Annotated in this window: 10 protein-coding genes; 5 read left to right on the forward strand and 5 right to left on the reverse strand. The window is 29.9% G+C overall.

The window, feature by feature from the left end; translation table 11 throughout:
• Positions 1-116 (forward strand): single-stranded DNA-binding protein (locus EGM88_RS07050; protein ID WP_148084083.1); only part of this gene is annotated, 116 nt, incomplete at its 5' end.
• 140 nt (positions 117-256) lie between these two features.
• Here the strand turns inward: EGM88_RS07050 and EGM88_RS07055 are convergent.
• Positions 257-2,818 (reverse strand): ATP-dependent Clp protease ATP-binding subunit, encoded by a 2,562-nt coding sequence (locus tag EGM88_RS07055; protein WP_123897282.1) that lies wholly within the window; start codon positions 2,816-2,818, stop codon positions 257-259.
• A gap of 222 nt (positions 2,819-3,040) precedes the next feature.
• Between EGM88_RS07055 and gyrA the strand changes: the two genes are divergently transcribed.
• Together gyrA and EGM88_RS07065 are read left to right on the forward strand one after the other, a co-directional pair.
• On the forward strand, positions 3,041-5,560 hold the full coding sequence (gyrA, locus tag EGM88_RS07060) for a DNA gyrase subunit A (RefSeq protein WP_123897283.1): 2,520 nt from the start codon (positions 3,041-3,043) through the stop codon (positions 5,558-5,560).
• A 31-nt stretch (positions 5,561-5,591) separates the two neighbouring features.
• Positions 5,592-6,863, forward strand: coding sequence for a tetratricopeptide repeat protein (locus EGM88_RS07065; RefSeq protein WP_123897284.1), 1,272 nt, complete (start codon positions 5,592-5,594; stop codon positions 6,861-6,863).
• A gap of 82 nt (positions 6,864-6,945) precedes the next feature.
• Here the strand turns inward: EGM88_RS07065 and EGM88_RS07070 are convergent, their stop codons facing one another.
• The gene (locus EGM88_RS07070) at positions 6,946-7,716 is read right to left on the reverse strand and encodes a C40 family peptidase (protein ID WP_123897285.1); all 771 of its coding nucleotides are present in this window, start codon (positions 7,714-7,716) and stop codon (positions 6,946-6,948) included.
• A 9-nt stretch (positions 7,717-7,725) separates the two neighbouring features.
• Positions 7,726-8,901, reverse strand: a complete 1,176-nt coding sequence (locus EGM88_RS07075; protein WP_123897286.1) for an acetyl-CoA C-acyltransferase — start codon at positions 8,899-8,901, stop codon at positions 7,726-7,728.
• 197 nt (positions 8,902-9,098) lie between these two features.
• Here EGM88_RS07075 and EGM88_RS07080 point away from each other — a divergent pair, with 197 nt between their 5' ends.
• Both EGM88_RS07080 and cls read left to right on the forward strand, forming a co-directional pair.
• Positions 9,099-11,171, forward strand: coding sequence for an HD family phosphohydrolase (locus tag EGM88_RS07080; protein WP_123897287.1), 2,073 nt, complete (start codon positions 9,099-9,101; stop codon positions 11,169-11,171).
• A 107-nt stretch (positions 11,172-11,278) separates the two neighbouring features.
• Entirely contained in the window at positions 11,279-12,700 is a 1,422-nt protein-coding gene (gene cls / locus EGM88_RS07085; RefSeq protein ID WP_123897288.1) for a cardiolipin synthase, read from the forward strand.
• Positions 12,701-12,771: 71 nt separating this feature from the next.
• Here the strand turns inward: cls and EGM88_RS07090 are convergent, their stop codons facing one another.
• Together EGM88_RS07090 and pta are read right to left on the reverse strand one after the other, a co-directional pair.
• A complete protein-coding gene (locus EGM88_RS07090) occupies positions 12,772-13,980 on the reverse strand; it encodes an acetate/propionate family kinase (RefSeq protein ID WP_123897289.1) in 1,209 nt (402 codons plus the stop codon).
• Positions 13,981-14,109: 129 nt separating this feature from the next.
• Positions 14,110-16,203 carry a phosphate acetyltransferase gene (gene pta / locus EGM88_RS07095; protein WP_123897290.1) on the reverse strand — a complete coding sequence of 698 codons (2,094 nt, stop codon included), beginning with the start codon at positions 16,201-16,203 and terminating at the stop codon, positions 14,110-14,112.
• Positions 16,204-16,347: the final 144 nt, after the last annotated feature.

Genomic DNA, 16,347 nt, shown 5'->3' on the forward strand with positions numbered 1-16,347 from the left:
CTGTAGAAGGTAAATTAACTACTAGAAGTTACCAAGATAAAGAAGGAACTAAAAAGTATAGTACAGAAGTTGTAGTAAATGAATTGTTAATGCTAGGTAAAAATAAAAGTGCTTAGGTATTAATTTTAAAAGAGTATGTATTAAAAACAAAAACTAAGACTTTTTAACTGGTCTTAGTTTTTGTTTTTTTATAGTTATGTAAAATTACGTTTAGGGTATTTTCTCTTAAATTAAAACACCAAACCTAATCTTAGAATTACTCTTCTTTATTTTCTTCTATAGATTTTTTCGTTTTTTTTATTTTAATTGTTAACTCTTGCTTTTCTTCATCTAAATCCATAAAAATAGAGTCATTTTCTTTAAGTTTAGCATTTACAATTTCTTCTGCAAGAGCATCTTCAATATATTTTTGAATGGCTCTTTTTAAAGGTCTTGCACCATATTGACGATCAAAACCTTTATCAGCAATATAATCTTTTGCTTTTTCACTTAAAGTAAGGTGATACCCTAAACCATCTATACGATTTAATAATTTTTCTAATTCAATATCAATAATGGCATGAATATCTTTTTTTTCTAAAGCATTAAATACAATTACATCGTCAATTCTATTTAAAAATTCAGGAGCAAAACTTTTCTTTAAAGCGTTTTCTATTACACTTTTAGCATTTGCATCTGCTTGTTGTTTTTTAGAAGCTGTACCAAAACCAACACCAGTACCAAAATCTTTTAATTGACGAGCTCCAATATTAGAGGTCATAATTATAATGGTATGTCTAAAATCAATTTTACGACCTAAACTATCTGTAATATAACCATCATCTAAAATTTGCAATAGCATATTAAATACATCAGGATGAGCCTTTTCAATCTCGTCTAGCAATACTACAGCATAAGGTTTACGACGTATTTTTTCAGTCAATTGTCCGCCTTCTTCATAACCAACATATCCTGGAGGTGCACCAATTAATCTAGAAATTGCAAATTTCTCCATGTATTCACTCATATCAATCCGTACTAAAGCATCTGGAGAGTCAAACAATTCTCTCGCTAAAACTTTAGCCAATTGCGTTTTACCAACACCTGTTTGTCCTAAAAAGATAAAAGAACCAATTGGTTTATTGGGGTCTTTTAATCCAACTCTATTTCTTTGAATAGCTTTAACTACTTTAGAAACAGCTTCGTCTTGTCCAATTACTTTACCTTTAATTAAGTTGGGTAAATCAGCCAATCTTGCACTTTCGGCTTCAGCAATTCTATTTACAGGTATTCCTGTCATCATAGAAACTACTTCAGCAACATTATCTTCAGTTACAGTTTCTTTATGTAATTTTGATTGTTCTTCCCATTCTTTTTGAGCAATTTCTAACTCTTTTTCTATACGTTTTTCATCATCGCGTAAGCGTGCAGCCTCTTCGTATTTTTGACTTTTTACAACGCTATTTTTTAGCTCTCTAACTTCTTCTAGTTGTCTTTCTAATTCAAGTACTTGTTTTGGTACAACTATATTGGTAATATGTATTCTAGAACCAGCTTCATCCAAGGCGTCAATTGCTTTGTCTGGTAAAAACCGATCTGTCATATACCTATTTGTTAAGGTAACACAAGCTTCAATAGCTTCGTCAGTAAATACTACATTATGATGATTTTCGTATCTATCTTTGATATTGTTTAATATTTGAATGGTTTCTTCAACAGAAGTAGGTTCAACCATTACTTTTTGGAAACGACGTTCTAAAGCACCATCTTTTTCAATATTTTGTCTAAACTCATCAAGAGTTGTAGCACCAATACATTGAATTTCACCTCTGGCTAACGCAGGTTTAAACATGTTAGATGCATCTAAAGAGCCCGTTGCACCACCGGCACCAACAATGGTATGTATTTCGTCTATAAATAGAATAATATCATCATTTTTCTCTAATTCATTCATTAGAGCTTTCATGCGTTCTTCAAACTGACCTCTATATTTTGTGCCCGCAACTAAGCTAGCTAAATCTAAAGATACAATACGTTTGTGAAATAAAATACGTGAAACCTTACGTTGAATGATACGCAATGCTAACCCCTCAGCAATGGCAGATTTACCAACGCCAGGTTCTCCAATTAATATTGGGTTGTTCTTTTTTCTACGACTTAATATTTGAGAAATTCGTTCAATTTCTTTTTTTCGTCCAACTACCGGATCTAGTTTTCCTTCCTCGGCCAATGCGGTTAAATCACGACCAAAATTATCTAATACAGGAGTTTTAGATTTAATATTAGATTTAGTAGGTTTGGCACCGCCAGTACTTCCAAACGGATTTTGTTTAGGTTCGTCAAAATCATCTCCTTTATCAGTTTCAGCAGTTGGTGTTTCAGTGACATCAACATCTTCTGTAAATAATTGTGTAAATAGTGTTTTTACTTCGTTGTAGTCAATGTCAAACTTATTTAACAATTTAGTTGTAGGGTCGTTTTCATTACGCAATACACATAATAATAAATGAGCTGTGCTTACCGCATTGCTTTTGAATAATTTAGCTTCTAAAAAAGTTGTTTTTAACGCTTTTTCAGCTTGTTTTGTTAAATGTAAACTTTTTTTATTGTTACCTGTCGTATTGTCAGTATTTGCTGGACTCAAACTTTCAATTTTTTTTCGCAGCATAGCTAAATCAATATCCAACGCATTTAGTATATCAATTGCATCACCGTTCGCTTTACGTAATAAGCCAAGCATTAAATGTTCCGTACCAATAAAATCATGTCCTAGTCGTAATGCTTCTTCTTTGCTATACGCTATTACATCTTTAACTTTAGGTGAAAAATTATCGTCCATTTTTTATATTTTATAAGGTAAAATTACTGGATTTTTTTGAATAATAATTGCAAAAGTTGTACCGAACTTTTAACATGTCAGTAAATTTATGAAAAACAGTATGTTTACTAGTGTTAATTGTTAATAAATAATGATAATAAATACAAAATTATATAACTTTAAAAAATCAGATTTGTTGTATATTGCTCTCTTAAATTTAAAACAAAAAATAGATAAAGTTTTATGGAAGAAGGTGAAAAATTAATCCCAATTAATATTGAGGATGAAATGAAATCGTCTTACATTGATTATTCAATGTCAGTGATTGTATCTAGAGCGTTACCTGATGTCAGAGATGGTTTAAAACCAGTACACAGAAGGGTATTGTATGGGATGCATGAATTAGGAATTAAAGCAACTGGGGCACATAAAAAATCTGCTAGAGTAGTAGGTGAAGTTTTAGGTAAATATCATCCACATGGTGATACATCTGTTTATGATACCATGGTGCGTATGGCTCAAGATTGGAGCATGCGTTATCAAATGGTTGATGGTCAAGGTAACTTTGGTTCTGCTGATGGTGATAGTCCTGCAGCAATGCGTTATACCGAGGTGAGAATGAAAAAGATATCAGAAGATATGCTTGCTGATATTGAAAAAGATACCGTTGAGCATCGTCTAAATTTTGATGATACCTTACAAGAACCTACTGTTTTACCAACTCGTATACCTAATTTATTAGTAAATGGTGCTTCTGGTATTGCCGTAGGTATGGCTACTAATATGGCTCCTCACAACCTTACGGAAGTAATAAATGGTATTGTAGCTTATATTGATGATAAAGATATTGATGTTGATGGATTGATGCAATATATTAAAGCTCCTGACTTTCCTACTGGAGGTACAATTTTTGGTTATGATGGTGTAAAAGATGCTTTTCATACAGGACGTGGACGTATAGTTATGCGTGCAAAAACTGTATTTGAAGAAGTAAATGGTAGAGAATGTATTGTGGTTACCGAATTGCCATATCAAGTTAATGGTGCCGATTTAATGAAAAAAACGGCAGAATTAGTTAATGAAAAGAAAATTGAAGGTATTGCTTCTGTACGTGATGAGACTAGTAGAAAAGGACGTCGTTTGGTATATGTATTAAAAAAAGATGCTATTCCTAATATCGTTTTAAATAAACTATTCAAATATACTGCATTACAAACTTCATTTAGCATTAATAATATTGCTTTAGTTAATGGTAGACCAGAATTATTAAACTTAAAAGATTTAATAAAACATTTTGTAAATCATAGACATGATGTTGTAACTCGTAGAACTCAGTTTGAATTAAATAAAGCAGAAGCTCGTGCTCATATTTTAGAAGGATTAATTATAGCTTCTGATAATATTGATGAAGTAATACGTATTATTAGAGCTTCTAAAAATGCTGACGAAGCAAGAGCGAATTTAATAGAAAAATTTGAACTTACTGAAATTCAAGCTAAAGCAATTGTTGAAATGAGATTGCGTCAGCTTACTGGATTAGAGCAAGACAAATTAAGAGCTGAATATGAAGAGATAATGAAATTAATTGAAGACTTAAAGGATATTTTAGCCAATGAGTCTAGAAGGATGAACATTATTAAAGATGAGTTAATTGAAATAAAAGAGAAATATGGTGATGAGCGTCGTTCATTAATTGAATATGCAGGTGGAGATGTTAGTATTGAAGATATGATTCCAGATACGCAAGTTGTTGTTACAATTTCAAATGCAGGGTATGTAAAACGTACTAATTTAGATGAGTACAAAGTTCAAAATAGAGGAGGACGTGGACAAAAAGGTGTAGCTACTAGAAATGAAGATTTCTTAGAACACTTATTTGTGGCAACAAATCATCAATATATGCTGTTCTTTACTCAAAAAGGTAAAGTATTTTGGATGCGAGTTTATGAAATTCCAGAAGGTAGTAAAACCTCTAAAGGAAGAGCCATTCAAAACTTGGTAAATATTGATCCTGACGATACGGTAAAAGCATTTATATGTACTCAAGACCTTAAAAATGAAGAGTATGTAAATAGCAATTACATTATTATGGTTACCAAAAATGGTCAAACCAAGAAAACGCTACTAGAACAGTACTCAAGACCAAGATCTAATGGTATTAATGCAATCACTATTAAAGATGATGATGAATTGTTAGAAGCTAAACTTACTGATGGTAACAGTCATATTATGATTGCTGTTAAATCTGGTAAAGCAATCCGTTTTGAAGAAAGTAAAACAAGACCAATGGGTAGAAATGCTTCTGGTGTAAGAGGTATTCGATTACAAGATGAGAATGATGAAGTTGTTGGAATGATTTCATTAAATGATATGGAGAGCGATGTGTTGGTTGTTTCTGAAAAAGGATATGGTAAACGTTCTAAATTGGATGATTATAGAATTACCAATAGAGGAGGAAAAGGAGTAAAAACCATTAATCTTACAGAAAAAACTGGTAAATTAGTTGCTATAAAAAATGTTACTGACGAAGATGATCTAATGATTATTAATAAATCAGGTATTACTATTAGAATGGCAGTGTCTGATTTACGTGTAATGGGTAGAGCAACACAAGGTGTTAAGTTAATTAATATTAAAGGTGATGATTCTATTGCGGCTGTGGCTAAAGTAGTACGTGAGGATGAGGATGAAGACGAAGTTCAAGAGCTTGGCACGGATATTGAAAATAACCAAACCGATCAAACTAGTGATCAAGAAGAATAAAAGAAAAGTGAACACTAAATTTTAAACAAAGATGAAAAAAGTAGTATTATCGATGTTGGCAGTTTCTATGAGTTTGTCAATATTCGCTCAAAAAGATGAATTAAAGAGTGCGGAAAAAGCATTAAAAAAGGATGATTTAGCTACAGCTAAAGCTGCCGTTGATCAAGCCGAAGGATTAATTGCTAATGCTGATGAAAAATTAAAAGCAAAATTTTATTTTTTAAAGGCTAAAACATATTATGATATAGGTAAAAAGAAACCTACTTTAGATGCTAATGCTTATGATGTAGCAGCTAATACATTTACTGAACTTCTAGATTATGAAAAGAAAATAGGTAAAGCAAAATATACTGAAGAAGCTCAACCTTTATTAAATGCTTTAATAAGTGATGTTTCTAACAAAGGTATTAAACAGTATCAAGATAAAGATTATGGTGCGGCTAAGAAAACACTTTTTCAAACTTATGAATTAAGTAAAAAAGATACAGTTTTCTTAGAGTATGCTGCAACAGCTGCTTATTTAGATAAAGATTTTGATACTTCTTTAAAATATTTTGGACAATTAAAAGAATTAGGATATACTGGTATTGCTACTACATATTCAGCTACCAATGTTGAAACTAAAGAAGTTGAGAATTTTGGCTCTAAAGCACAAATGGACTTAATGGTTAAAAGTGGTAAATATAAAGATCCTAAATCAGAAACTTCAAAATCTAAAAAAGCTGATATTGTTAAAAATATTGCTCTAATTCTAGTAGAAAAAGGAGAAACTGAAAATGCTATTACAGCTGTTAAAGAAGCTAGAAAAGTAAATCCTGATGATTCTGATTTAATTTTTACAGAAGCTAATATTCAATTAAAATTAGGAAATAAAGATGAATTTGCAGCTTTAATGAAAGAAGCTATTAAAAACGACCCTACAAATCCTAGTTTACATTTTAATGTTGGTGTAATTAATCAAGAACAAGGTAGATTAGAAGAAGCTCAAGCTAATTATGAAAAAGCTATTGAGTTAGATCCTAATTATGCTGATGCATATTTAAATATGGGAGCTTTAGTTTTAGAGGAAGATAAAGTTTTAGTTGAAGAAATGAATAAAAACTTAAGTAACTTTAAAAAATACGACGAAATTAAGTTAAAACAAATGGATTTGTATAAAAAAGCATTGCCATTTTTTGAAAAAGCACATAGTCTTAATAAAGATAATATAGATGTGGTTAGAACATTAATGAGTATGTATGAGAATCTGGAAATGACAGATAAATACAAAGAAATGAAAGCTATTTGGGATGCTTCTAAATAATTAATAGTATTTAATTAGAGTATAAAAAATGCCCTCTGATTTCAGAGGGCATTTTTTTGTTTATAGCTAAACACTTTTGCGTTTAAAAAATTTTCTTAATAACTCGTAACTTGTGTGTATGTTTTCTTAATTCTTTATTATAAATCCCACTGTGATCTAACAAATCAATTCTAACTTTTCCACTACAGTGAATTATATGATGATTGGCTAAAATAATACCTACATGTGTAATTTCACCTTCACTATCATCAAAAAAAGCTAAATCTCCAGGTTCTGATTCTTCAATAAAACTTAAAACTTCACCCTGAGAGGCTTGTTCAGCAGCCTTACGCTTTAAAAAATAGCCATTTAAACGATAAATCATTTGAGTAAAACCAGAACTGTCAATGCCAAAAGGTGTTTTGCCTCCCCATAAAAAAGGAGTGTTTGCATATAAAAAGGCTGAATTAACTATAGATTGTTTAGAGCGTTTATTGGAGGTTACATTTCCTTCAAATCTAAAAGATTTATCTAGTATGTTAAAAGACTCATTATTGTAAAATGGCAAGCGAGACCCTAAAACAACTGAAGTCAATTGGTGATTTTCATCTTCAATAAAATCAACTAAATTATTAGAAACAACAAAGTCTGAATTGTTTAAATCATCAAAATAATCTTTAGAAATTTCAGTATGTTGTTTATTTTCTATCCAACCTTCACACTGATCAATTTCCAATCTAACTTTTACCCACTCTTTATTTTCTTGTATTACTTTATAATGATCGCCAAAGAGCAATTGAGAAATCATTTCGCTAGTATGATCAGAAATCATGCGAAGTGGTATCGTACTTAAGTTGCAAATGCCGTATTTCATTAAGAATGCTTAGTTGTTTTCAATTACTATTGCACTTGCACCACCACCACCGTTACAAATAGCTGCAGCACCAAACTTACCATTATTTTGTTTTAAAACATTAATAAGAGTAACTACAATTCTTGCTCCAGAACACCCTAATGGATGCCCTAAAGAAACGGCACCTCCATTTACATTTACTTTTTCACTATCTAAGCCTAAAATTTTAGTGTTTGCTAAGCCAACAACAGAAAAAGCTTCATTAAATTCAAAAAAATCAACATCTTTTAATGTTATATTGGCTTTTGCTATTGCTTTAGGTAATGCTTTTGCAGGAGCAATAGTAAACCATTCAGGCTCAACAGATGCATCAGCATATCCTTTAATTGTAGCCAATGGAGTTAAATTTAATTCCGTAGCTTTTTCTTTACTCATTAATATTAAAGCAGCAGCACCATCATTTAATGTAGAAGCATTGGCAGCAGTTACTGTACCTTCTTTACTAAATACTGGTCGTAAATTTGGAATTTTATCCATCATTACGTTTTTATACTCTTCATCTTCATTAATAACTAAAGGATCTCCTTTACGTTGAGTAACCTCAACAGGTACAACCTCATCTTTAAATTTACCTTCTTGCCATGCCTTAGCAGATCTTTTATAAGAGGTAATAGCAAAATTATCTTGGTCTTCTCTAGAGAAGTTATGTTCAGTTGCACATAAATCGCCACAAGTACCCATGTGCTTGCCGTCATAAACATTAGTTAATCCATCTTTTAAAAGGCCATCTTCCATTGCAATGTTGCCCATTTTTTTTCCAGTTCTTCCATTGAGATAATGTGGTACCATTGACATATTTTCCATACCTCCAGCTACAACAATTTCAGCATCACCAAGTTTAATTGCTTGAGCGGCTTGCATAATCGTTTTCATACCAGATGCACAAACTTTATTAACTGTAGTACAAGGAACCGTATTTGGAATGCCGGCATAAAGTGCAGCTTGTTTTGCTGGGGCTTGACCTAAATTGGCTTGCAAAACAGAACCCATTAAAACTTCATCAACCATTTCTGGCTTTAAATTAATTTTATCTAAAGCACCTTTTATAGCGGTAGCACCCAATTTAGTGGCAGTAATACTAGATAAACTTCCTAAAAAACTTCCAATAGGAGTTCGAACTGCTGAAACTATAACAACTTCTTTCATATTTAAAAATAGATTTATATATCTGTATCTCTTTTTATAAATAAAGTAAAGAAACCAATTTCTTTATACTTTAGTTCTTAATAAAGGATTGATTTTGCGAATTTAGTTATTTTTACAGTTATTATTAAATAAATGCAGTACTTTGTAAATTATTATAATTACTAATTTAGTTTTAAATTGCAGTAGAAGATAAACTAATGAAAAAATTCAACTTCAAAAATTTTTTAAATACTTTATATCAAAATCATGCTTTAGCTTATAAAATAGTTTTATTTATAGTAACTACAGTTGCTATTGTATATCTATTTCCAAAAGGTGGTCATTTTAAATACGAATTCCATAATGGAAAACCTTGGCAATACGAAAATTTATATGCTCCTTTTGATTTTGCCATTCAAAAATCTGAACAAAAAATTGAAGAAGAGCGTAAAAGTATTACTTCAAATAAGAAACTTTACTTTACGTATAAAGAAGAAATAAGCAATAAAGTAAAAAAAGAAATAGAAAATAAAATAACTAATAACACACAAGACTCAATCCTTAAAAGTTATTCTAACAAACAGGTACTTAATTTTGTAAATAATATAGTTGATATTATTTATAAAAAGGGATATATAAATGAAAACGATGTTAATAGGGTAACGGAAAAACAACTTGTAGCTTTAAGAAAAGGCAATGTTATTTCTGATGTTGTTTTTGATAATTTTTTTACTTCAAAAGAAAAAGCACAGTTTATTAACGATTATATTGAAAAATCGAAGTATAAAACTTTAGATACTTATTTAACACCATTACTTGTTCAATATTTAGAACCAAATATTTTTTTTGATGAAGAATTGACGGATAAAATTTTACAAGATCAGTTGAATAAAATATCATTAACAGAAGGGTTAGTTAGAGAAAAAGAACGAATTATTTCTAAAGGTGATGTGGTAGAAGGACTTAAGTTTAGAATACTTACTTCGTTAGAGAAAGAATATATTTCTCAAGTATGGAATCAATCAAATTATAATTGGATTGTTTTTGGTTATGCGTTATTGGTAGCTCTTAACTTATTAATGTTATTGCTTTTTTTACAAAAATACAGGTCTTTTATTTTTGAAGATAATACAAAAGTTACTTTTATATTTTTTAATATCGTGTTAATGATACTCCTTGTAACTTTGGTAGTTAAGTATAAAGTAGATTATTTATATGTGGTTCCATTACCAATTTTGCCTATTGTTATTAAGGCCTTTTTTGATGCAAGATTGGGATTATTTACACATGTATTAACGGTTTTACTGCTAGGTTTTATTGTACCTAATAGCTTCGAATTTATCTTTTTACAAATTATTGCTGGTATTATAACCATTTTAACTGTGTCTGAATTACATAGAAGAGCTAATTTATTTATATCTATTAGCCAAATTACGTTGGTTTATATGGTTGCCTATTTTGCTTTTTCTATAATTCAAGAAGGTAATATGTTAAAGATAAATTGGGAGTATTTTATTCTTTTTGCTTTAAATGGAGTATTGTCTTTTATGGCTCTATTTCTAATCTTAATTTACGAAAAGGCTTTTGGGTTGGTTTCAGATGTGTCGTTGTTAGAACTTTCCAATACAAATTCTAAATTATTAAGAGAATTGGGAGAAAAAGCCCCAGGTACTTTTCAACATTCTATACAAGTAGCAAATTTGGCAGAAGCATCTGCAAATGAAATTGGTGCAAATGCAATGTTAGTTCGAACAGGAGCTTTGTATCATGATATAGGAAAAATGGTAAATCCTAAGTATTTTACAGAAAATCAAACCACTAGTGTAAATCCTCATAACGATTTAACTCCAAAAGATAGTGCTAAAATAATTATAGATCATGTTATTGATGGGGTAGAAATTGCAAAAAAATATCGATTACCTGAAAGAATAATAGATTTTATCAGAACACATCATGGTACTTCATTAGTGTATTATTTTTACAAGCAACAAGAAAAGGAAAATCCTGAAGATTTAAAAATTGAAGACTTTTCTTACAAGGGACCTATTCCTTTTTCAAAAGAAACAGCCATTTTAATGATGTGTGACGCTTCAGAAGCAGCGTCAAAAAGTTTAAAAGAACCTACTGCACAATTAATTGACGACCTTATAGAAAAAATTGTCGATAGCCAAATGGCCAATGGTCAATTTATGAATGCTGATATTACTTTTAAAGAAATACAAACCATAAAAAAAGTAATTAAAAAGAAATTAAATAACATTTATCATTTGCGTATCGAGTATCCTGAGTAGGCTTTTAAAGTTAAAAAAATGTAACTTTTTAAGAGATTGTTCTAATTTTATGAAAGACTAACGCATCAATTGTTGTATCTTTAAAGATAGTCTTGAATATATATTATATGCTAACCCTTTTATTTGTTGTTTATTTTGTAATTGCCTTTATTGCTGTAGGTAGTATAATTCTATATGGTTCTAATCCGTCAAGATCTTTAGGATGGATATTGGTAATTATTTTTATTCCATTTGCGGGTGCTATAGCTTATTTACTGTTTGGTGTTAATAGAAGAGAATTTAAAATTTTTACATTAAAACGTACTGTTCAGAGAAAGTTATACGACAAAAAACATTTAAAACACAATTTGTCAAAGAATAAAGTTTTATTTGAATCATTAGAACATAGAAAACTAGCTGAATTATTAGAAAATAGTTCAAAATTTCCGGCAATAGAAGGTAATAAAGTTACAGTACTTAATAATGGTGCTGATGCTTATAGAACTATGTTTCAAAAACTAGAAACTGCTAAAAAGTTTATTCATATTCAATTCTATATTTTTGAAGATGGAGATGTTTTAGAGAAAATTTATCAAATTTTTAAAAAAAAGATTGCAGAAGGGGTAGAAATTAGAATGATTTATGATGCTATTGGAAGTTTTGGTTTAAAAAGAAAATCAATAAAAAAATTTAAAGAAATAGGAGTAGAGGCTTATCCAGTTATGCCTATTAAATTTGGTTCTATACTTTTTGCTATTAATTTTAGAAATCATCGAAAAATTATAGTTATAGATGGTGATATTGGATTTACAGGAGGCGTGAATATTAGTGATAAATACGTTAGTTCTCAATCAGAATTAGGTATTTGGGATGATGAACATTTGTGTATTGAGGGACCTGCAGTAGAAAGTTTACAAAACATTTTTATTAAAGATTATTATTTTGCTTCAAATAATGAAGAATTATTAGAAGACAAATATCATCCCGTAATTGAAAATAAAGGAGATTCAGTTGTACAAATTGTTGCAAGTGGACCAGATTCTAATTATCCTACAATTTTGTATCAATATATTGGGCTAATTGATATTGCTAAGGAGTCAATCTATATTGCAAATCCCTACTTTATGCCAAGTAGACCTTTACTAGAAGGTATTAAAATGGCCGCTTTAAGTGGTGTGCAAATTAAGTTATTAGTACCTCAAAAATCTGATTCTATATTGGCCAAATATAGTATGCAGTCTTACTTTAAAGAGTTGTTAAATGTTGGTGTGAAAATTTATAGAAGTAGTAATTTTTTACATAGTAAAATTATTATTTCAGACAATGAAATTGTATCTGTAGGCTCGGGTAATTTTGACCATAGAAGTTTTGAGCAAAATTTTGAAACTAATGCTTTGATATATGATAAAAAAGTAGCTAAAGAGATCTCTAAAAACTTTTTAAGTGATTGTGATAAGAGTAGTCTATTAACATTAAAAGAGCATAACAATCGAGCGTTTTATAATAAAATTTTGGAAGGGTTTGCAAGGTTGTTTAGCCCATTGTTATAATAAAAAAAGGATAAGCATCCTATATAAATGACTTATCCCTTCAAATTAAAATCAACACTACAAAATTAATGCTAATTGATAATTTTTTCGTAACTTTTGTTACAGAGTTCAAATGTTTGTTTTGCTATTTCAATCTCTTCATTAGTTGGTACTACTAAAATTTTAACTCTTGAAGATTCTGTATTAATTGCTCTCAATTCCTTTGACCTAATTTCATTTTTAGCAGAGTCTAAGTTTATACCAAAATAATCCATATTGTTACAAATCATTCCTCTTAAAATACTTGAATTTTCTCCAATGCCAGCAGTAAAAGCAATGGCATCTAATCCGTTCATAGCAGCAGTATACGCTCCAATATATTTTTTAACACGATACGCATTCATTTCTAAGGCTAATAAACATTCTTCATTTCCTTTTTCAGCTTGAGCTTCAATTTCCCTTAAATCGCTATAACCTGTTAGCCCTAGCATACCACTTTTCTCTGTTAAAATTTTACTTACTTCATTTAAACTATAACCTAAATGATTTACTAAATGAAAAATAATAGAATGATCAATATCGCCACTTCTAGAGCCCATTATTAATCCATTACCAGGAGCAAAACCTAAACTATGGTCAATACTTTTTCCATTTTTTACAGCTGTTATACTACAACCATTACCTAAATGAATAACAATTAATTTAGAATTCTTTTTATTAAGATAAGATAAGGATTTTTGAGTTACATATTTATGACTAATTCCATGAAAACCATATAGTTGAATTTTATTTTCTTTGTAAAAAGAATTATTAATAGCATATTTTTTTGCTTTTAAAGGTATGGTTTGATGGAAAGCGGTATCAAAAACAGCAATCTGTTTTGCACTAGGAAAAATTTGTTCTGTAAGTAAAATGCCTTCTAAATTATGAGGGTTATGCAAAGGAGCTAAAGCGTTTAATGATTTTATTTTATTTTTAATTTCAGATGTAATTAATGTAGTATCAGAAAAATCATTTCCTCCATGAACAACTCTATGACCTATAGCATCAATATCCTCGGTATTATAGATTACGCCTTTCTCAGAATCTAATAAATAATCAGCAATTTTATGTAAACCTACTTTATGCGAGGATATTTTTTCGACAATACGCAAATCATCTTTATCTGTTTTAAAGTTAAAAATAGAATCTTGTTGACCGATGCGTTCCACAAGACCTTGACAGAGTACCTTTTGAATTGGCATATCAATCAATTGAAATTTTATAGAAGAGCTCCCCGCATTAATAATTAGTATTTTCATAGTTATTGTTAGTTTGAGTTATTCATCATTAATCATAACTAAAATGATTAATAGTAGAATGAATATATTTTAACGTTAATAATTTACTCTTTATTTTTTTTCAGAAATAAGTTTAATTCTCTTAACGAATTAAAACTCTTGAGCCTGTATGGCTGTAATAATTACGGTATTATAAATGTCGTCTACAGTACAACCTCTACTTAAATCATTTACAGGCCTGTTTAAACCTTGCAATACTGGACCAATGGCTAAAGCTTTTGTTTCTCGTTGTACAGCTTTATAGGTATTGTTTCCTGTATTTAAATCTGGGAATATAAATACAGTTGCTTGTCCTGCTACTTCTGAATTTGGTAATTTGCTTTTGGCTACATTCATATCTACAGCAGCATCGTATTGAATAGGACCTTCAATTTTTAATTCAGGACGCATTTCTTTTACTATTTCTGTAGCCTTTCTTACTCGATCTACATCTTCGCCAAAGCCCGAATTTCCTGAAGAATAGGACAACATGGCAATTTTAGGTTCAATACCAAATGCCATACTTGTTTCAGCAGATGAAATAGCAATAGCAGCTAATTGTTCTGACGTAGGGTTAGGATTAATAGCACAATCTCCATAAACAGTAACTCTATCTTCTAAACACATAAAGAAGACCGAAGAAACTACGGATAATCCAGGTTTTGTTTTTATAAATTGTAAAGCAGGTCTAATAGTATGTTGTGTAGTGTGTACAGCTCCAGAAACCATTCCATCAGCATCTCCTTTATACACCATCATACTTCCAAAATAAGAAACATCAGCCATTAAATCTTTAGCCATAGCTAAATTTACGTTCTTATGTTTTCTTAACTCATAAAGGGTTTGAGAATAATCTTCAAAATACTCAGATTCAATAGGGTTTATAATTGAAATTTTATTTAAATCTAAAGGAATGTCTAAGTGAGTTAATTTATTTTCTATTTCTGCACGATCTCCTAATAATGTAATGTCTACAGCATTTGTATCCATTAATTGTTTAGTTGCTAAAAGTACTCTATCATCATTACCTTCTGGCAATACAATATGTTTTTTATTAGACAAAGCTCTTTTTAACATGTTGTACTGAAACATTCTAGGCGTAATACCACTAGCTTTAAAAGTTATTAATCTTTCCGCTAATTCATCAACAGGAATGTGTTTTTCAAATTCTTGTATAGAACCAGTTATTTTATTAACATTTTCAGCATAAATTTTTGGCTGAATGGCTCCAATTTTATTGGTAATAGAGTAGGTACCTCCTTTAACAGAAACTATAGGAACAACATCGGATAAACCTTCAATTAGTTTTATAATAGGCTCTTCTGGTAATAATCCTCCAGTTAAAATAACTCCTGAAATTGGTGGATAATTGGCTGATATATTAGCTTGTAATGCTCCTAAAATTACATCAGCTCTATCTCCAGGAGTAATAACTAAACTGTTTTCTTTTAAATGTGTAAGATAATTTCTTAATTGCATAGCACCTACACTAAAAGCCCCTGCTTCATTATTAATGTGTTCTTTTCCAAATAAAACAGTTCCTTTTAGTTCTTCAATAATTTCTTTTACTGTAGGGTTAGCTAAAGTGCTATTTTTAGGAATTACACCAGTTAATACATTTTCAGGAAGCTTTTTTTCTAATGCATTTTTAACTAAGGAAACATTTTCTGGTTGTATTTTATTAGCAGTTACCATTAATACTTCCACACCATTATCTTTAAAGGAATCATAGGCCATATAAAGATTATTGATTAACTCTTCTAAAGATTTTCCAACACCTGTTGTAATTAAAATTGTAGGAATACCTAAATTTTTAGCAACATGGACATTAATATCCCATTCAACAATTGCTCCTTCTCTAGAAAAATCTGATCCTTCAACTAAGATAAAATCGAAACGATCTTCAATAGATTTATATTTTTCAATTATTTTAGTAATAATTTCATCACCCTTATTTTCATTGTTTTTACGAATAATTTCACTTCTGGTAAAACCATAGGTGTCTTCGTAATCCATTTGAATGTCAAAATAACTTAAAATAGTGTTTATATGATTGTCTTTTTCACCCTCAGGATAACCATCAATAATAGGTCTAAAATAACCTACTTTAGCAGTTTTTCCTAATAACATTTGCATTAAACCTATGGAAATAATTGATTTACCACTTTTCGCTTCGGTAGTGGCAATGTATACGGCTTTATTCATTAGAGTTTTTGTAAAAATTTGAGGTTGTAAATTTACAAAATTAACTACTTATTTATGCCATAAATGGACTACTAAATACGTGTTTTTATCATTTTTTTTGAGTTTTTTATAAATAGAAACTCAAGACTTATTAAAGGATAAATT

This window comes from Aureibaculum marinum (assembly GCF_003813905.1).
GTDB classification, from domain to species: Bacteria; Bacteroidota; Bacteroidia; order Flavobacteriales; family Flavobacteriaceae; genus Aureibaculum; species Aureibaculum marinum.